Origin of the sequence: Bellilinea sp. (assembly GCF_034432615.1) — a bacterium.
In the GTDB taxonomy this organism is placed as follows: Bacteria; Chloroflexota; Anaerolineae; order Anaerolineales; family Anaerolineaceae; genus Bellilinea.
Window position 1 is genome coordinate 1 of sequence record NZ_DAOUBL010000330.1, and the last position, 18,683, is coordinate 18,683.

General features: G+C 50.3%; 13 protein-coding genes and 1 pseudogene. 3 read left to right on the forward strand and 11 right to left on the reverse strand.

Annotated elements, in window-relative coordinates; all coding sequences use genetic code 11:
- Positions 1–1,070 (forward strand): annotated as a pseudogene (locus VAE48_RS14795) (WD40 repeat domain-containing protein); the annotation flags it as partial.
- 72 nt (positions 1,071–1,142) lie between these two features.
- On the opposite strand, the gene VAE48_RS14800 reads toward VAE48_RS14795, so the two are convergent.
- From VAE48_RS14800 to VAE48_RS14835, 8 genes are all read right to left on the reverse strand, one after another.
- Positions 1,143–1,775, reverse strand: coding sequence for a hypothetical protein (locus tag VAE48_RS14800; protein ID WP_322794103.1), 633 nt, complete (start codon positions 1,773–1,775; stop codon positions 1,143–1,145).
- Between the two features lie 641 nt (positions 1,776–2,416).
- Complete coding sequence (locus VAE48_RS14805) at positions 2,417–2,749, reverse strand: M48 family metallopeptidase (protein WP_322794104.1); 333 nt, start codon at positions 2,747–2,749, stop codon at positions 2,417–2,419.
- The gene (locus VAE48_RS14810) at positions 2,746–5,664 is read right to left on the reverse strand and encodes an HsdR family type I site-specific deoxyribonuclease (RefSeq protein WP_322794105.1); all 2,919 of its coding nucleotides are present in this window, start codon (positions 5,662–5,664) and stop codon (positions 2,746–2,748) included. Before VAE48_RS14810 ends, VAE48_RS14805 begins: the two co-directional genes overlap by 4 nt.
- Positions 5,661–7,340 (reverse strand): GmrSD restriction endonuclease domain-containing protein, encoded by a 1,680-nt coding sequence (locus VAE48_RS14815; protein WP_322794106.1) that lies wholly within the window; start codon positions 7,338–7,340, stop codon positions 5,661–5,663. Before VAE48_RS14815 ends, VAE48_RS14810 begins: the two co-directional genes overlap by 4 nt.
- A 2-nt stretch (positions 7,341–7,342) precedes the next feature.
- Positions 7,343–8,728, reverse strand: coding sequence for a restriction endonuclease subunit S (locus tag VAE48_RS14820; RefSeq protein WP_322794107.1), 1,386 nt, complete (start codon positions 8,726–8,728; stop codon positions 7,343–7,345).
- A complete protein-coding gene (locus tag VAE48_RS14825) occupies positions 8,725–10,278 on the reverse strand; it encodes an N-6 DNA methylase (RefSeq protein WP_416181059.1) in 1,554 nt (517 codons plus the stop codon). The genes VAE48_RS14820 and VAE48_RS14825 overlap by 4 nt, the downstream gene beginning before the upstream one ends.
- A 495-nt stretch (positions 10,279–10,773) precedes the next feature.
- Entirely contained in the window at positions 10,774–11,952 is a 1,179-nt protein-coding gene (locus VAE48_RS14830) for a hypothetical protein (RefSeq protein ID WP_322794109.1), read from the reverse strand.
- On the reverse strand, positions 11,909–13,222 hold the full coding sequence (locus VAE48_RS14835) for a hypothetical protein (protein ID WP_322794110.1): 1,314 nt from the start codon (positions 13,220–13,222) through the stop codon (positions 11,909–11,911). Before VAE48_RS14835 ends, VAE48_RS14830 begins: the two co-directional genes overlap by 44 nt.
- Before the next feature lie 156 nt (positions 13,223–13,378).
- Between VAE48_RS14835 and VAE48_RS14840 the strand changes: the two genes are divergently transcribed.
- Positions 13,379–13,744, forward strand: a complete 366-nt coding sequence (locus VAE48_RS14840; protein WP_322794111.1) for a hypothetical protein — start codon at positions 13,379–13,381, stop codon at positions 13,742–13,744.
- A complete protein-coding gene (locus VAE48_RS14845; protein ID WP_322794112.1) occupies positions 13,741–14,364 on the forward strand; it encodes a hypothetical protein in 624 nt (207 codons plus the stop codon). Before VAE48_RS14840 ends, VAE48_RS14845 begins: the two co-directional genes overlap by 4 nt.
- On the opposite strand, the gene VAE48_RS14850 is transcribed toward VAE48_RS14845, so the two are convergent.
- The 3 genes from VAE48_RS14850 to VAE48_RS14860 are packed head-to-tail and all read right to left on the reverse strand — an operon-like array spanning position 14,354 to position 18,675.
- Complete coding sequence (locus tag VAE48_RS14850; protein WP_322794113.1) at positions 14,354–15,664, reverse strand: protein kinase domain-containing protein; 1,311 nt, start codon at positions 15,662–15,664, stop codon at positions 14,354–14,356. The two genes, VAE48_RS14845 and VAE48_RS14850, sit on opposite strands and share 11 nt — an antisense overlap.
- A 1-nt stretch (position 15,665) precedes the next feature.
- A complete protein-coding gene (locus VAE48_RS14855) occupies positions 15,666–17,822 on the reverse strand; it encodes a WD40 repeat domain-containing protein (protein WP_322794114.1) in 2,157 nt (718 codons plus the stop codon).
- Positions 17,761–18,675 (reverse strand): PP2C family serine/threonine-protein phosphatase, encoded by a 915-nt coding sequence (locus VAE48_RS14860; protein ID WP_322794115.1) that lies wholly within the window; start codon positions 18,673–18,675, stop codon positions 17,761–17,763. Before VAE48_RS14860 ends, VAE48_RS14855 begins: the two co-directional genes overlap by 62 nt.
- Positions 18,676–18,683 lie beyond the last annotated feature (8 nt).

Genomic DNA, 18,683 nt, shown 5'->3' on the forward strand with positions numbered 1-18,683 from the left:
GCCGGCTGACCGCCGAAGAGATGCAGGCCTTTCAGCGCCGGCTGGCGGAAGCGCGGGAGGCCTACCGGCGCAAAACAACAACCGAACTCCCGATAACACTTGAAACTGCACGACAGGTAGTAAAACTCAAGCACCAAAGGATTGATGAAGTCAGACAACTGGTCCTATCGCCAAATGGAGAAATGCTGGCAGCAGCATCTTCATCTGGGATTATATGTTACGACACGAAAGATTTTGCAAAAATTGATCTCCTCAAAACCAGATCAGAGGTACGCAGAGTGACCTTCTCACCAGACGGTAGTTTTCTTGTCTGTTCGTTAGAGGATAAAACAGTACTGTTATGGTCTGTTTCTGAGAAAAAGCAACTGAGAACCATTGGAAAACATGCTAAATGGGTGAACAGCGTAGCCTTCTCCCCAACTAGCAACCTGATTGCTACAGCATCCGACGATCATACGATTAGGTTATGGAAGGTGACAGACGGACTTTTATATCGTACCCTTAAGGGTCACTCAAAATGCGTAAATAGCGTAGCATTCTCACCGGACGGTTCATTACTTGCATCCGGTTCGGATGATAAAACCGTTATACTATGGCGAATTGAGGATGGGGCAAAATTGCGCACATTTGAGGGGCATTCCAAGAGTGTAAAACATGTGGCTTTCTCGCCAGACAGCACGCTTATCGCCTCCTGTTCAGGTGATAGAAACGTGCGACTATGGAATCTTGTAGATGATAATAAATTTTTTCGGTTAAAAGGGCATGAAGATTGGGTATTTAGTGCGACCTTCTCGCCGGACGGTTCATTATTAGCCTCGGCCTCCAGCGATAGAACAATACGTCTTTGGCAAACAACAGATGGCACCTTGATTCGTACTTTACATGGGCACTATAATACTGTTCACAGCGTAATTTTTACACCAAGCGGTAAGTTACTTATCTCTGGGTCATATGATGGGACAATCCTGCTGTGGGGCGTGCGCTGGAGCCAGAACCGCCACGCCCCTGATGATGTCAATGGATGTAAGAATTGTGGTCAGGTTCGCCATTACGACTATGCGAAGTTTTAGCGGCCGCTTTTTGCCCAACTGCTCGTTTTGCTGCCTGAAGAAACCGGCTTTCGATGTTGAAGTGGGATTTTCCTAACTTTTGCTCGGTTTTGCCGGTAAGACCGGCTCAACAACAAAATCAATGTGGTCAACCTCGTGGGGAGCAATTGCCCGGTTTACGGCTGCGCGAAAACGCGTGAAAGTTCGCCGCTTCGATTCTTCTCTTGAAAGATAAGACCAACCTCCCCAGGGTGGGACAGCATCAGCGTCAGCCTGAACAAGCAGACGGCGCGCCTTTTTACCGGTGAATGCCAGCGGGCGTGTTACCCTTGCCAGTTCATCACCCGCAATCTCGCTCCATTGAGAGATCAACTTTTCCATGAGTTGGGCAAGTTGATCGAAGGAAGGACGGATTTTCGATTCGTAGTCCCACGGGAGATACATTGGTCCGCCCAACGGGCCGACCACATAATTTGTGGGTTCCTTTGCATAGTAAAAGTCTGATTCGGGAATTCCGGCTATCAGGTCGGCGCACCCGTTTTTTTCTGCCCAGGCAACCGTTTGTTCCCATCTTTCCTTTTTGTCAATATCGTTGCTGAAAGCCCAGCCGGCAAGGATCAGGGGAATAGGCGGTGACGGCGGATCGCAAGGATGCGATTGAGCATATTCGGTTAACCTATTAAATGCTTCACTCCAGCGGATTGGCTTCGGACAAATTCGTTTCATGTTGGATTACCTTGAAAAGAATTTTCTAAAACCCGCACAATACCGTACCGTTCTTCGCTGAAATTGTCGAAAAGGAAAATTGACCAGAGGAAACTGCCCAAGTCAATCCTAACCTCAGTTCGGGATAAATCCTCTTCTTATTTCTCTGAGGATGTTTGACCCCCACCTGCACCTCCCCCTAAATCGCTGGGGCGATTTAGGGGGAGGCGGGAGGGGGTAATTGCTTTACTTTCCGGATCTTGAACATATCCCGAACTCACGTTATCCTAAATATTACATAACGCAACTTAAAAGTCAATCACCCAATACCAAAAATCAGGATGGTATATTCCTTCTTTACCTTACGAAATTATCTATCACACAAACAGCTGCCACAACGAGAACAATTGAAATGTTTGCATTCAGGACAGTAACTATTCGACCGATCCCGGCTATCAATTGGAGCGCCACATTTCCAACAATGATCGACATACCAGAATTCCCTGCACCGTTTGCAATAATGCCAATCTCCCTTCTCGGGTTCGATTTCCCTGCCACAGTTTATACAACGATTTTTCTGATACGAGTGATATCGAATACCTTGATACCCCTTTTGAAACGAAGGCCGGGACGAGGGATATCGAGTAGAACGATACGATTGCCTATTGTTTTGTTTTTTCCAACGCATCTCCCTGCTCCAGATAAGCCTTAAGTAACGCCTTGAACAATTTTCCATGGTTCGGCACTTTAAGATGAAGCAGCTCGTGAACGATCACCTCTCGGCGAAAGTCGGGCGGCTGGTTAAGTAAATTGGTGTCGAAGGTCAGGCGTCCGCGCGAGGAGCAGCTCGCCCATTTGCGTTTCATCGGGCGCAGGCGGATTTCACGCGGGGTGACTTCCAGCCGCCGCGCCCAGGCCTGCACTTCGGTTATGAACAGGTCGACCGGCAGCGCTTCTTCCAGCGCAATCCATTCGGAAGATTCGGCCTTTTTCATTCTGCTGCCCTCCGTAAAAGGTCCAGGATGCGGTCGGCCCAGGCAACCACCTCTTTGACGCCCAGGGCAATCAGATCTTTATACAACCGGGTGCGCAATTCCCGCTCATCGGCAGCGCTGATTGTCCAATGCGGGAAAAGGGCAAAGGCTTCTTCTAACGAAGCCGCGCTCTGCGCAGCCTGCGCCGGCTCAATGCCCTGGGTGCGCAGCCACCATTCAACAGCAAACGCCTGCGCCGAAAGCGGGCTGGAGCGGCGTTCTTCCTGTGCTGCCTGCAGTTGATTCACCACCTCGTCCAGCTCTTTCAACGCCTCCTGCGCCGAGATCAGCCGTTCCTCAAAACGGCGGCGGATCTGCTCTGCCCGCTCGCCAATCGGGATCAGATGGGGAGCCGTCTTCCCCTGTTCGGCAACGATGCGGTTCAACTCTTTGAGCAGGTTAAAGACCTTGACTGTGTCGGGCTTGTCCTCGCGGAGCAGGGCAAGCAGCGCTTCCGGCCCGATTTCATAAGTCGCCTGAGGCTCATTAATCTGTGAGGTTAGCGTATGCTGCTGGACAATCTCCGCCGTCTTGCGCAGGAAGGATTTGTCCACCGGAATATGCGGCTCGTAAGCGCTGCGCACCAGATGGTAGGCCGCCACCAACCGCTCATAATCCTTGAGAAACGGGCGCAGGAAGGGATCAGGGGAGAGAATTTCGTAAATTTCCTGCAGCTCGCGGAAAAAGGCATAAAAATCTTCACGGCGTTCTTTGTCGCGGAAATGCTCCAGCACCGCTTCAGCAGCCTTATCTTCGGTTTTTTCAGCCGTGAGGATCAGGTACTCCGCTCGACCCTGTTCTACGAGGACGGCAAAGCGCGCCTGTAAAACCTCAATCCCCTCAACCACCCCGCTGACTTCCTGAGAGTCGAACGCCAGCGCCCGCTCCAGGTTCTCAAACACGCCCACAAAGTCCACAATCAGGCCGGTGGTCTTGCGCTGACCTTCTTCACTCTCGTAGGGACGGTTGACGCGGGCAATCGCCTGCAGCAGGACATGATCGCGCATGGGTTTGTCCAGGTACATGCAGTAGAGGATGGGCGCGTCGTAACCGGTCAGCAATTTCTCGGTTACTATCAGAATCTGCGGCTTTTCATCCGGTTTGCGGAAGGTTTTGCGGATGCCGCTTTCGTGATCATCGCTCAGGTGATAACGGCGAATGTGGGGCGGATCGTTGTGTCCGGCGCTGATGACGACTGCGCTTGCCTCGTGCGGCAGGTAATGGTCGAGGGCTTCTTTGTAGAAACAGCACGCCTCGCGGTCCACCGCCACCAGAAAGGCTTTGTAGCCCATCGGTTCAACAAACCGGCGAAAGTGATCGGCAACGAAGCGGGCAACTTTGTCAACCCGCTCGCGGTTCTTGAGCATGTTGGTCAGGGTGACGGCGCGGTCGAGGACGCGGTTGAGTTCTTCCACATCGGCCACGCCCTCCAGTTCGGCAGCTGCCCAAAAATCCCTTTCCATCGCCTCGCGGTCGGCAATCAGGTCGTTGGGCGCCAGCTGATAGTGCAGGGGGACGGTGGTGCCGTCTTCGATGGATTCGCGGATGGAGTATTTATCCAGATAGCCGTTGGGGTCATCGCTGCCAAAGGTCTTGAAGGTGCCGCGGCCGTGCGCGGTGCGGTCAATCGGCGTGCCGGTAAAGCCGATGTAGGTGGCATTCGGTAGGGCGCCCATCAGGTAGTTGCCCAAATCCCCGCCGGTGGTGCGGTGCGCTTCATCCACCAGCACAAAGATGTTGGGACGCAGGTTGAGATCGGCGGGCATGTCGTCAAATTTGTGAATCATCGAAACAATGACACCGCGCGTATCCGCACTGAGCAGGTCGCGCAGGTGGCGTTTGGACAGCGCCAGGTGCACCCGCCCAAAACCGATTGCTTCGAGGTTCTGAAACAGCTGGCTTTGCAGTTCATTGCGGTCGACAATCAGCAGGACGGTGGGGTTCTCGAAGGCGGGCGTTTGGATGATCTGGCGCGCCAGGGTGAGCATGGTGTAGGTTTTGCCCGAGCCTTGCGTGTGCCAGATCAAGCCGCGCCTTTTTTGCGGGTCACGGGCGCGGCTCAGACCGCGCTCGATGGCGCGCATCTGATGCGGACGAAGAACGATTTTGGTCAGTTCGCCGTCTTTGCGGGCAAACAGAATATAATCGCTCAACACCCGCAAAACGCGCCGCGGGGCAATAAAGTTTTTGACCAGCGTTTCAAAGTCGGGCCGGGCAGGGGCACTGCCCGCTGCGGCTGCATCCTCCCGCCAGTTAAAGAGCGCCTTGCGGGAAAGCGACCAGGTAGCCCCGTAGAAGAACTGCACCAGGTGCGTGAGGGCAAAGAGCTGCATGTGCGCCAGCAGTTCCGGCGCTTCAGCGTGGTAGCGGCGTACCTGATCAAAGGCTTCTGCGATGCCCTCCAGACGCGTTGCGGCTTTGGTTTCGACCAGGATGACCGGGATGCCGTTGACCAGAAAAACCACATCGGCGCGGATGCGGCTGCTCCTGCTGTCAAAACGGAACTCATTGGTGACGTGGAAGGTATTTGCCTCGACATGCTGCGGATCTATCAGGCGCAGGTTGCGCTCGCGGCGCTCGGCCTCGACGAAAACGGTTTTCAGCCCTTTGAGGTACTCCCACGCTTCGCGGTTGCCCTCGATGTCGGGGCGCAGGCGCAGCAGTCGGGCGATGACCTCGCCGGCCTGCTCGGCAGAAGGGATGACGCCGGGGTTGAGAATCTGTAACCGGGCAATCAGCACATCCCGAAGCAGCGGCTGATCGAAACCGTGGCGCAGGTGCAGGGCATCCTCTGGGGAAATATAGTTCCAGCCGGCTTCCTCGGCGTAGCGGATGAGCGGGTTTTGCACCACGCGGCGTTCGGATGCAAGTGTCATGGGTCACCTCTTACTCTGCGGGCAATTTCTTGTTGAAAGGTTTGTTTTCGCGCCTGAAGAAAGGCAGAAAAATCATCTCGCTCCATCGCTTGTTGGGCTTCTTCGGAAATGAGATGAGAGTTCAGCGTGTCACGCAGCCGATCCGTATTTCCTCCGTGCTGCTCCAAAAACACTGGCAGATATTCAGAAGGGCGCTTATCGCTTTTGATTTGATTGGACGTGGAGGAGATCAGCGTGCGGTTGAGAATGCTGTTGACAAGTGGCTCGTGCCGGTACCTTGCTCTGGGAAAAATGTGATCGTCCTGGCATTCTGCAAGGACAGCCGCCTGGCCGTTGATGAAATCCTTTGCTCCGGTTTTGACGATCAGGCACATCAGTCCTCGGTAGATGACCGAGCGTTGATCGCTAATGGTTTCAAGATCGAGCTGGTCTGTTCGCCAGTTTTGCAACCAGTTGGGGCAGGTGCCGCCATCCAGCCATTCCTTCACTTCGCGTACATCACGGTAAGAAGTCGTGTCCACCGCCTGATCATACCTTTGTCCAAAGACATTTGCCCAATACCAGCGATCTATCTTGCGGTACATCGCTTCTCCGCCGTGCCGCTCCTCAACATAATGGAGTAGAACCGCCAAAGGCACTAGAAGGGTAGTATAGTGAATCCAACGCGGTGCAATTGCCCCATAACCCTGCGGTGATATAAGCCTTCGATAGGCAGCAGCCAGAAAAGTGCAGGCTGTGCGCCATTGGGTTTCGAAATGTGCCACGTCCAATTCGTCAATGACATCCAGCAGAACACTTTTACGAACTTCCCTGCCTGCCAGAAGAGCAACCGTTTTGAGGACAAACTCCGGCTTGATCTGTTTGGAAAGTTCTTTATTCTGGCCGGCAAATTCCTTCCACAGTCCGCGCAAGTTTATTCCCTTGCGGTAGAGGCGCGCGGCAGTAAGATCAAATAGGGACAGGCTGACACCCGTGCGGTTGATTCGTTCAAAGATGTTGATAATGTTTTCTCTGCCTGTTTCGGGGGAAACGGAAACGACCGGCACCATGAATTGACTAAAACGGTTAAAAAATTCACTGATAGCCTGTCTTTCTTCTTGGGTACGAAAGGCTGTTTGTTGCTCATAAAGCCACCGATAGAAACTGTTCGGATTTAGAAGTGAGGAAAAACGAAGAGCGTAACCTTCGTTCACTAAGGAAAGCATTTTGGGATAACGTGAACGGTCAGCAAACGAAACACCCACGACAGCATCTTCGGGTTCATTTTTGACGAGCGCGTCCAGGCGAAGAAAGAAATGGTAGGAATTGCGGCTGCCAGACAAGGGAATGTCTGGCTCGTATAAAACATAAAAAAGCGAAGTAATGCGCTGCTGGCCGTCCAGCACCAACCGAACGATGGGATGATGGGGAGTGCCGCGGTCCACGAATATCGTGTCTCTGCCTTCGACCGGTCGGAAAGGGAAAATGGCCTGTTCGGGCGGTGTATCCAGAATCAGAAAAGTGCCGATGAAATAACCCTGAAGAATGGAAACCAGCAGTTCTTCGATGTTTTCACGCGTCCAGACGAAAGAGCGCTGGAACTCCGGCAGTACCACTTTGCCGTGATAAGCCTCCTTGATGATGGTAAGCAGATTTTCTGGATTGGCTCGTGGGGGTTGGGGATTTACAACGACCATGATCACTCCTCAAACTGGATTACAAATTCAGCGGGCAGACGGATTCTGGCGCTCATCAATACATGCAGCAGGGTTTTGAACAGTTCCTCCAGCGCGGCGCGGCGTGCCTGCCCGGCGGCGATGCGGGCATCCACCGCCTGCAAGATGCGGGCGATCTCGCGCTGCTCGTCGAGCGGAGGAAGGGGGATTAATTCCCGCAGTAGATCCTGGTCAGTTACTGCAGGATAACTTGACCCTCTTTGATACTCAACAATCCTTTGCACAAAAGACTCTTGTGAAACAGCAAAAAAAAGATAACAAGCATCAATTTCGCTCTTTGCTCTAAGTACACAGAATGCAGTAGAGCAAATTTGCCCATCCAACTCAGATGGAACCATAGCAATACGCTTTAGATACGGTCTAACAGTTGCAAATAGTACATCTCCAAATTTTATTTGTTTGCGCGCTCGGCTTGGTGCTTCTTTCCCTATGAAACTTTGACACCTTGTGATGCGAAGAGATTCGTTATCAATACTTGAGACATCTACATATTTGAATGACCAATCAGGAGTTTTACAAGGATCGAGTTGTCTGGTCTTTTCCGCCACCTCCCCCAACCGCACCACCCGCCAGTGGGCGGGGAGGGGGCCGAGTTCGCTCTCCTGCATCGCCACGCGCTCGCGCTCCGTCACGGGGACGGGGCCGTAGGTAAAGAGGTGCTGCATCAGGCTTTTCTTCAGGTCTTTCAGCGCGGCGATGACGCCGTCGGCCGCCTCCTTCGCCCGCTGCACCGTGCGCAGCACGTGGGCAATGGCGCGCTGCTCGGCGAGCGGGGGGAGGGGGATGAATTGCCGCAGTACATCCTGGTCAGTTACGGCAGGATAACTTGATCCTCTTTGATGCTCAGCAACCCTTTGTACAAAAGAATCTTGTGAAACAGCGAAAAACAGGTAGTAAGCATCAATTTCGCTCTTTGCCCTAAGTACACAGAAAGCAGTAGAGCAAATATGCCCATCCAGCTCAGAGGGCACCATAGCTACCCGCTTAAGATAAGGTCTAACAGTTGCAAAAAGTACATCTCCAGCTTTTATACTTTTGCGCGCTCGGCTTGGTGCTTTTTCCCCTATAAAATTCTGATAGGTTATAATGCGGAGCAATTCGTTATCGACACTTGAAACATCTATGTATTTGAACGACCAATCAGGATTTTTGCCGGGATCGAGTTGTCTGGTCTTTTCCACCACCTCCCCCAACCCCACCACCCGCCACTCTTTGGGCAAGGGGCCGAGTTCGGTCATCTGGAAGCCGTCGGGAAGGTCATCGGTGTTCGCCACAGAGCGCACAGAGGCCACAGAGTCAACCTCCGCGTTCTCTGTGTTCTCTGCGGTAAAAATCTCCTTTTTCCTCATAGCACCCCCAGGCTGCGCAGCACCTCATGCAGGGCGCGGTCGGCGGCGGCGCGCTCCTCTTCCGCTTCGAGCAGGCGCACCACCGCTTCCTCCAGCGGCAGCACCTCGTCCTTGCCGTTGACGCTCACATAGCGGCTGGGGGAAAGATTGTAGTCGTTGCGGGCGGCTTCGTCGCCGGTGATGACGGCTGAAAGGCCCTCCTCGGTGCGCCATTCGCGGTACAGGTCGGCGATGCGGGCGACATGCTCCTCGCTCAGGTAGTTCTTGGGCCGCCCCTTGGCAAATTGCTGGCTGGCGTTGATCAGCAAAATTTCCTTGCGGCGCGGCTTGCGGCGGTTGACTACCAGGATGATGCCGGGTGCAGTCGTGTTGTAGAACAGGTTTTCGGGCAGCAGGATGACCGCCTCGATCAGGTCGCTTTCAACGAATTTCTTGCGGATGTCACGCTCGCGGTTGGAACCGCTGTTGCCGCTGCCGCGGCTGACCGCGCCGGTATCCAGCACAACGGCCATCCGGCCGCCGTCGTTCAACGAAGCCAGCATGTGCTGCAGCCAGCCCCAATCCGCGCTGGAGGAGGGCGGCTTGCCCAGCGCAAAGCGCTCGAACGGGTCGTTTTCGTAACTCTCGACGGAAAATTTTTGATTCCACATCGGGTTGGCGGTCACCCGGTCGAAGGTCTGCAAACGCCCGGCAGCGTCCACAAAGGCCGGATGGCGCATGGTGTCGCCGATGCGGATGTCGGCCTGCAGGTCGTGGATGACGGCGTTCATGCGCGCCATGGCAAAGGTAGCCGGGTTGATCTCCTGCCCGTACAAACGCAGCGGAGCGGTGCCGGGCGGCAGCTTGGGGCGGCCGTTCTCCACGATGCCGTGCGTTTCCAGCAAGCGCAAATGGCACTTGATCAGCAGCCCGCCGGAGCCGCAGGTTGGGTCATAGACGGTCATCCCCGGCTGCGGCTCGAGCAGACGCGCCATGAGGAGGCCGACTTCCCGCGGGGTATAGAACTCGCCGGCGCTTTGACCCTGTCCCTCGGCAAATTTGCGCAGCAGGTACTCGTAAGCGCGCCCTAGAATATCCGGCTCAACATCTTTCAAACCCAGCCGCTGGCGGGAGAGCACCTCCACCAAAGCCGCCAGATGCTGGTCGGAAATAATGCGCTGTCCGGCGGCGGTAGCGTTAAAATCCACCATGTTGATCACACCCTGCAAGGAGGGGTTTTCGTGTGCCACATCCCGCACTGCATCGGTCAGGAACTGCCCTAAGGCAGCCACCCCGCGCTGGCGGATGGCTGGCCAACGGGCGTTTTCGGGGATATAAAAGCGCACCAGGTGCACCTTCCCACGTTCCCGCTCCTGCTCCAGCAGGCGCAGCGCCAGGTCGCGGCTGCCGTACTCGGCGGTCAGGCGTTCCAGTTCATCATCAAACACATCCGAAAGCCGCTTGAGAAACACGAGCGGCAGGATGTAATCCTTGAATTTGGGTGCATCCACCGGGCCGCGAATCGCGCAGGCGGCATCCCACAGCCAGGTTTCGAGCGTGTTGAGATCCATCATGGTGTGTTCTTCTCCCGTAGAGGTGTGCGTTGTGCAAAGCAAAACTGAATTTTTGCGCTGCATTCTGAAGCGTGCAGCGGCTGTTTCAGCCTTGCTGCAGTCGGCAGCAGGGCCGCACCGCTCTTGAATTAGTATATCCATTCTTTGAAAAAAATCAAAATGGGTGAACGCGACCGAAGGGTGAAACCTTCGGACCGCGCGCCTGTACAACCTGACAGACGGTGAATAAACCAGCGGCTGATCCAGTGGCTGGGTCATAACCGAAGCCTGTCAGCCGAGTGTTGAGCAGGGCAAGAGGTTCACCGGCTACGAAGCCGGGACTGTTGTCCTTATGCGCGCTATTTTTGGAGGAGAGCCGGCGTGGAGGACGGAACAGGCGGGAAATTATTAGGGTGTTCAACTGGCAAACCGGTGGTAACCTGAGCCGATCCAACATAAGCTGTCAGGGCGTTCCGGTTGCGTCATCACAGGTTGTAATAAGGTTTTCACTAGCTATATTGTAAAATCTTCAAACTCTCTCATTTGCCTCAATTTCCGTTCCAACGCATCCAATACCGATTTCCATCCTTCCCCCATCCATCGCGCAGACCGGAGAACATTTTCATCCGTTTTTGTTTTTGCCTGTTCAATCAAAGTAAAACCTTTTGCTGTCTGTTCAGCAACATCTTCTTCCATTCTTCCAATTTTGATCAGGGCTTTCGTAAGCAGGTTTTGATCCCAGCCATTCTTTGTCAAACTTAGTCGTTCAATGGCCTGTTTGGTTAACTCATCTACCTCCCCTTGTTGTAAGGCAAGCAGAAGCACTTCTTGCCATAACGGAGCAGAGATGTGATGGCGCAGTTCTCCAACAAAATTTTCATAAATCCTGTACTCAGCGAGTTGCTGCTGCAATTCTTGAATCTGTTTTTGATAATCCTGCAGGTTTACCTCCAGTTTCAATAACCAATCTTTTTTAGAGCGGATGTTTTCGTCTAACGCCTCAATTTCCAGCTTGTGTTCTGTAATCTCGTTTAGTAGATTTTTTTCCTCTTGCCTTAAGAAGCGAAACAAGAAGTCATCCTTCGTCCCAGTTTCCAAAGGCTGATTTTTCTCTTGCACCAAAGCGGCAATTCCCCGGGAGAGATAATCCAGTCGGGTCGCCTGTTTTATATTGCCAGCTTGCCTGAATGCCTCGGCTGCCCGCTTGAAATCCTCAACTGAACGGAATAATTCGACTTTCTCATAAAAAAAACTTCCTCTTAACAGGTAAAACCGGGCGCGATAACCATGATAAGTCTGCCGTAAATCCGGTCTCTGGTTTTCCACTAGAGCAGAAAGCTGCGAAAGTGCCTGTTCGATATGGATCAGCGCGATCTGTTTTTGAGGTTCATTCCACCCAAGGTATTGAAATCCGGCAAATAAAATATCAACTTGATCCCAACGATATTCGACCGGGACGTCTTCGACCATAAGACCCAATAATCGCAACAGAGACTTACAGGCGTGGCTGAAACCACACGCCTTTTCGATCAGCGTTTGGCGATCCTCAGGGGTTAGCTGCACCCAGGGAAAGTTTATTTTGATTTTTTCGGGGTGAACACCATTTTTTAGGTCAACGAGGATAGCATCCACCGGAGAGAAAGAAACGCTAGTTTGATTGTCCATCATTGCCCTTGAAACCATTTCCGCCATCGGTAAACTTAATATCCCGCAGCTCGGTTAAGGCTCTATCCATTTCCTTAGACCATTCCAAGGCAACTAACTCTACACTACGCAATGAACCTTCTACGCCTTGCAGGCTATCAATCAAGCGAGATTGACTTTTGCTGAAACCAGTCAATCCTTCCGGGATGGTTTTGGTTAAATCTTCCATAGCCGGAACGATTTGTTGGGCAGCTCGCTGAAACGTCTTCATATTGTCACGAAACACGCCGAATGAGTTCCTTAACTCCATGATGTGTTCCATCTGCTCGTTTGTAGCAGTGTTTAACTTTCCCAGCTCTTCTCTCCACTGTAAGATGATCTGATCCCATTGTTGCTTGTAGGTTTTTCCTGCTTCAATTAGCTGATTCGTCCATTCATCCTGCTTGGTCGAAATCTTGGACAATACCTGATCAAGCTTCAGAGTCAGGTTATCCAGATAAGATTTTTGCCTGCTTGCCAGATCTGAATTTTGATTGGCAAGGTGATCGACTTGATCCTGAACTGATGCCATGATCTTTTCTGCACTTCGAACAGTTGTTTCAAGAGCATCACGATACTGGTCTTTCATTTCTTCAACAAAGTTTTCCAATCCGTTTATCAGTATAATGGTACGTTCTTCAGCGGTCTCAAAAAACTGACGACGTTTGAGCATAAAAATACGGTTGACTTCCCATGCTATTTCGCCTAATTCCACCGCCAAATTGTTAAGAATTTCCTCTCTGCGACGATCCTGATAATCGCGGAAAAGATTGATTAAGAGTGAGAGCAAGATAATACCCAAGATGATGATGACATCAACTAGCGCAACAACACTGAAGGGGCTTGGAGCTCTTGTGCCTACTTGGTTCAGGGTTCCGCTCTGCCATAGAAACAAAAGATTCTCATTGCGCAGCTCAGGCTGTTGATTTAACAATACTCCGTAGGCCCAGGTTGCCCTTGAAAGCTCAAACCAGGTGTATAAGATTGGAAAGAATATGGCTATATTTCGAAGATATTCAAAATACTGGACAAAGGGGTAGACTCGATGCCACTTAATCGGAGTGTTTCTGCCCTCTTGGAGAAATCGATCACTGGCCAATGCCCCAAAAACATTCAAATTTAGCCAGTATCCTGAATCTTGATCTAACCAATCGCGGATTTGATCTAATGCCTGAATAATTGATGTCTTGATACCATATTGTTGGAGTTGAGTAAGGAACACTGTAATTCGTTCCTGGAGTTTTTGGATTTCATCAGCAAGCGAACTGGTTTTGGTCATAAAGGCCCCTCTATGGTTTTGGTTGAACGAATAGCCCTATTATACAAAATTCCTTATTTTCGTGAATACCAACGACAAACATTTTTAGACCTTTTTTATAACGAAAAGACGAAAACAAAGTATAATTTTTAGCAAAAACTGAGAAATTCAATCCTCATGACCCCCGAATACCAATTTCCTGTGCAATTGTTCCGAGAAAATTTTGAAAACAAAGCAATCCGGCCGGATGCCATACCCCAATATTTGGCTAGATTGACGATTGAAACCGCAAAAAATGATCATTGGTCTGCTTACCTCAGGCGTCAGAAACTCCACTACCAGATCAAGACTCTCAAGATCCTCAAACAAGCCGTGGCAAAGAAAGACCCCTTAACCATTAAGCGTTGGTACCTCCCCGGCCTGTTTGATGAAATCGGTTTTTTCGTGGGTGTTGAACTGGATATATTGGAAAGCATCGCTCCCAAGAACGCAAGCATGGGTATTAATCCACTTCTAAATCTTCAAAGGGGGATTCAGCGTTGAGCAATTGGTCTACTTCGCAAAACACCATCAATTTAGCAGGCTGGCTGTTTGCTGATCTACTCCTAGGTCTGTCCATGATATTTCTGCTTTCCAGTCCACCGCCGCCACCGACTCCGCCGCCCCTTACCCCAACCTTAACTTCCACTCCAACAGCTACCTCAACATCTACGCCCACCTCAACCCCTACCCCAAAAATAGACCGCAGCCTAAGTCAAATTGAAACTGCTTCCATCACCCCCGTTCCAACAGGTTTAGCGCCGGTTGGCCTTTCCAAACCGCAATGCTATAACCTTGAGCTGAAAGGGACAGATCCATCCGATGGAAGTGAGAAAGATGCTATTCTCAAACAACTCAACAGAATGCTGCCTAATAATCCTTCCTATCGTGCCGGATTGCTGTTGATTTGGGGACATGGTAAGAGCATTTATGATGGTCGGCGCATAGCAATGCGGGTCGGTGATGTAATTCAAGAAGCCTATCCACTCAGTTTTGCCAAAGTCAGTCGAAAAAGCTTGGGATACGACTTTGGGGATTACAAGCACGTCCAGGTTGAGGTTTATTTTTATACCGATTCCGAATGGACTGGTGGCCAACCGGTGCCTTGTGAGTTTACGGACTAAAAGAGCGGACTTCGCCTTCCTTACCGCCAAAGTTAATCTTCACCCGGTCTTCCAAAATAACTGCTTTGCCGGGCGATATCTCTAACATTCTGCCATCTCTCAAGGTTGCCGTCCAGCGTTTTTCAGATAGATTGCGCAGCCCCCACAAATTGGGATTGCTGGGGTTTTTGGTAACAGCTGCAATCGGTTTGGAAAAATCATACAAATTTCCCACGTGGTGAGGAAATAATTGGGTATCGTGATTCAGCATGATCACATTACCATCCAGTTTCAGTCGCATCGGCAAATGGATGATTTTATTGCAATGCCAGCAAATAAAACGTAATTTGTTCTTGATCTTTTCGACATCATAAAAGTTTTCTGCCCCACAGTTTGAACAATAAATTATCGCGTCGCGCAGTTTTATGAACGCTTGCCGCCATTCACTTTCTACCACCCGTCCGTTTTCCGGGTCTTTTATTCCGTCGGTAAAGGATCGTGTAAACAAATCTCTCAAAAATTTTGGGTAAATTGGCCAGTAAAGCAACGGGTTCTGCTGGTGATATTCCACAGGACGGTTAGAATCGTCTGACGGGTCAAAGATAAAAAGTGGTTGCTCCCCATACAATTTGCGCATGGCTGAAAGGTCAAAACAACGGATTTCATATTCGCGTTTGCCCTCAAGGGGGTGATGCAGCAGGAACATATAAAATAACAGAACTGCTAAAGAGAAACGGTCTGTTTTGATAGAAGGTTGTGCTTCGCCGCGCACCACTTCTGGGGCCATGAAGCGAGGCGTGCCCAGCACGCCGCTGTAACTGCGGCCGGTTATACCGACATTATCATTATCACAAATCAATACTTCTCCAGTATCAGGGTCAAAAAACACATTGCCAAAGGAAATATCACGGTAACATAAGCCTTTTGAATGGAGCTGCATGTAGCTGTCAGCCAATCCAAAGCCGGCGGTGCAAAGCGACCGAAAAGTGGGTTCAGCGCGCCTTTTCATTAAGTCTACCAAGCCCTTAAAGCGGCTCTCACGCAAAAACATGAGATAACCAAAAGGTTGATCTTTTTTCGAAAGTACCAATTCAAGCGGCCAGAGAAAGCGGTTGTCAGGTGCGCCTATTCGGATTAATTCTCTTAAAACCTCTAACTGCTCGTTGGTGGCGTTTTCCGAAAAATACCATTTTAAAGCATACCTGCGACCTTCCATTTCAACTTCATACACTTCACCTTGTCCACCACTCCCCAAAAGGTTAAGGACTTGGCAAGTTCGTCCCGATTCGGTAGTTAGTGTATTGTTAAGGATCCTGTCCATGTTATCTCCTTGGTAAAGAAAATATATTGCGGTAGAAATTATCATTTACCCCAAAGAGCATAATTTTACATCCGCCGCAGGCAACGGCTAGCAGGTCACCGCTTGGCGAAAAAGCCAGGGCATTAACCGGCTCGATATCCACCTTCAAACGCTGATCTTGATCATAAATATCGGGTAGAAAAAACCAAACACTTCCATCACCACAGCCAACCGCAAGCAAATCTCTTTTTGGATGAATGGCGATTCCCGTCACACGGTTGGGAAATTTTCGATAGTGTAGTTCCATACCTTTGGAAAGGTTGAAAATCTGTATCGTTCCATCTTCATAGCCGCTCACCAGCCAGTGTCCGTTTGCGCTGACAGCGGCTGCAGTGACTGGGGTCTCACAAGAACGCTCAGAAAAAATTTTTTCCCCTCTCTCGGAGCTCCAGATTGTTACAGAGCCATCTTCCCCACCTGCTGCAAGACGGCGGCCGTCTGGCATGTAAGCCAGTACCTTAACAGCCGATTGGGTCAGCCACTGACGCACTTTTTTACCTTCTGGCAAAGAGAACAACGTTATCAGAGCATCCTCCCCTCCAACCGCAATCTTACTGCCATCCGGTGCAAAAGAGACCGTGTTCAACCAATCGTTGTGTTTCCACAATAATCTTAAAGGCTTCCTGCTAACAGCATCCCACAAATGCAGGATACCATCTGCCGCACAGGAGATCAGATACCGTCCATCCGGTGAAAATGCGAGATCAAGAATTTCAAAACGATGTTTCTCCAGTTTGGTATCTTGACTACCATCATGGTAATGGATAAGTTGAATTTTCCGACCGTCGGCAAATGCCAGCATTTCATCTCTGGGAGAAAAAGCGATTTTTCCAACTGCTTCAAACTCTTTCTCAATGGTAAGCCAAGGAGTCTGGCCCTCGTCAGCCCAAACCTGGAGGGCAAGTCCATCTGTTTCGACAATCAGAATATCGTCCTGTGGAAGAACGATGGCATCAAGTGACTTAAATGCAGCAGCATCCCGACGCATCATCAAGCGACTGTCTGGAATTTCCCAAACATTTATAGTTTGGTCGCTGATTGAAATTAAGCGATTATCCGACAAAAACCTTACTCTCCGCAAAGAATCAGACTGCTCATCAATGTGCCTCGCAACAAATTCCGATCCCCAATTCCACAAAGATAGCCGTTGGCGATTATCCCCCATTGCCAGAAACCTCCCATTCGGCGAATAAGCCATCGTGAAAATCTGGCTTTGAACAGGTAAAACGCCCAACAAATCACCGCTCGCTAGATGCCAATTTTGAACTATACCACGGCTAGACGCGCTGATGAGTTGCTCGCTGCCGGGTTTAAAAGCAAGGCTCAGCACCGCTCCATCGGTGCTTTCCCACTGCCGAGCCGGCCAACCACTAATTGTTTCCCATAATACAATCTTGCCAGTCTCATCGCCGGATGCCAGAAAACGCCCATCCTCGGAAAACTCCAAGGTCCTAACAGATGATTCATGCAGCTCTAACATTTGAGAGCAATGTCCTTCATTAACCTTCCACAATTCAATTGCTCCATTCGGCAAACCGACTGCAAGCAATAGAGCGTTCGGAGACAAGGCTGCTGAAACAACCGCTGTTACAATCCAACCAAGGGGTAGAGCGTTGCCTTTGCGAAAGATGCCAATGCCCCCCGTGAAAACCAGTAGCAGGTGATCTTGGTCAATTCCAAAACCGGTTATAAACTGACCTTTTCCCCACTGCTTCTCCATGCCAACTTTTTCAAGAATTGGAGAGAATGCTATTCCTTGAAAAACGAGGGACGACTGATCAGGGGGATGAATAGGAGAAGAGGGATGCAGCAACCCTTCTAAACCTTTTTGCCATGTTTCAACAACTTGCCTGGCAAAGTCTTTGTCCCAGGCTTTTTTCTCGTGCAAAGATTTTTCCAAGTGGCTTAGCGTAAGTGGATCCGCCTGACTGCCTCCCAATTCCAAGATTTTGTCTAACACCCCTTCGTCTATGGACTTAATAAGTAAGAGAGCCAGCCGATCTCCACCAAAATAATCAAGGATTAACCCTATTAATTTTTGACGATCTTGGAGTAGATCACTCCCGAACTGACTGAATATCTGCTGAAGAACAAGCGCTGGATTTTTTGTCGGCGTCATCGGTATTTACTTGATCATCTCCAGGATAAATCATTGAGCGAAAAGCCAGACACGCTGTAATATCATCTCCGCTGCCCTGAGCCGAAACCTCATGCAGCCACTCCTCCAGCTTCTCCTCAATTAGTTTTATGCCGTATTTCTGAGCGAGGAAGTGATAATCCTGTCCAACTTTATGGAAATCTGCTTCACTTTTGTAAGAATTAGAATAGCCATCACTGGCAAGTAATATTAAAGCAGGCAGCGGTTCATGGGAGGAGAAAAATGCGGTGCGAATCTCTTTCCAAGCCTCTGGAGAGCACAGAGATGTGGTTTGGTTTCCTATTAACCGTTGATCCCTTGAAATTGGAGATGAAACGATACCTTTCTCGTCCACCAAGAGAATATCGCCATCACCCAGTTGAAGATAGATATGAAAGTTAGGGGAAAGCAGCGCAATTAATAAGGTGCTACCGTACTTGACCAGTAAAGACCCGATATCGAGAGATCCTTCAATAATATCCCGGCGGCTTTGATAGTCGTCTGTTACTTTTTGTACCCACTCCTTGACAATGATCTTTGGAAGTTCTTCCTCTGCCATTTGTTTAATCATATCCAATTTTAGATTGGATTGTTTGGCATGATTGTAGAATTTCAGGCAGGTATCCACCCCAACTTCAACAGCTAATTGAGCGCCAAGATCGCTAAAAGGGCTGTTCTGACTGCCGTGTCCATCCGCAACTGCCAGAATAAGCGGTTCTTCATTGTGGATTTTGAAGCAATCCTGACTTGTTTTGTTGTGCAATTGATGAACAGCGCCAGTTACGCTTTTTCCAATCAGACGCCAATTTTGTGAATAAATGGTGTTGTCCAACATTACACCTT

Bases quoted from the DNA above. Each gene is read 5' to 3' on its own strand.
- VAE48_RS14850 (WP_322794113.1), bottom strand. From the start codon at position 15,664: ATGGACAGGATCCTTAACAATACACTAACTACCGAATCGGGACGAACT.
- VAE48_RS14860 (WP_322794115.1), bottom strand. From the start codon at position 18,675: ATGTTGGACAACACCATTTATTCACAAAATTGGCGTCTGATTGGAAAA.
- VAE48_RS14835 (WP_322794110.1), bottom strand. From the start codon at position 13,222: ATGACCAAAACCAGTTCGCTTGCTGATGAAATCCAAAAACTCCAGGAA.
- VAE48_RS14820 (WP_322794107.1), bottom strand. From the start codon at position 8,728: ATGAGGAAAAAGGAGATTTTTACCGCAGAGAACACAGAGAACGCGGAG.
- VAE48_RS14815 (WP_322794106.1), bottom strand. From the start codon at position 7,340: ATGGTCGTTGTAAATCCCCAACCCCCACGAGCCAATCCAGAAAATCTG.
- VAE48_RS14830 (WP_322794109.1), bottom strand. From the start codon at position 11,952: ATGGCGGAAATGGTTTCAAGGGCAATGATGGACAATCAAACTAGCGTT.
- VAE48_RS14805 (WP_322794104.1), bottom strand. From the start codon at position 2,749: ATGAAAAAGGCCGAATCTTCCGAATGGATTGCGCTGGAAGAAGCGCTG.
- VAE48_RS14800 (WP_322794103.1), bottom strand. From the start codon at position 1,775: ATGAAACGAATTTGTCCGAAGCCAATCCGCTGGAGTGAAGCATTTAAT.
- VAE48_RS14825 (WP_416181059.1), bottom strand. From the start codon at position 10,278: ATGGATCTCAACACGCTCGAAACCTGGCTGTGGGATGCCGCCTGCGCG.
- VAE48_RS14855 (WP_322794114.1), bottom strand. From the start codon at position 17,822: ATGACGCCGACAAAAAATCCAGCGCTTGTTCTTCAGCAGATATTCAGT.
- VAE48_RS14840 (WP_322794111.1), top strand. From the start codon at position 13,379: ATGACCCCCGAATACCAATTTCCTGTGCAATTGTTCCGAGAAAATTTT.
- VAE48_RS14810 (WP_322794105.1), bottom strand. From the start codon at position 5,664: ATGACACTTGCATCCGAACGCCGCGTGGTGCAAAACCCGCTCATCCGC.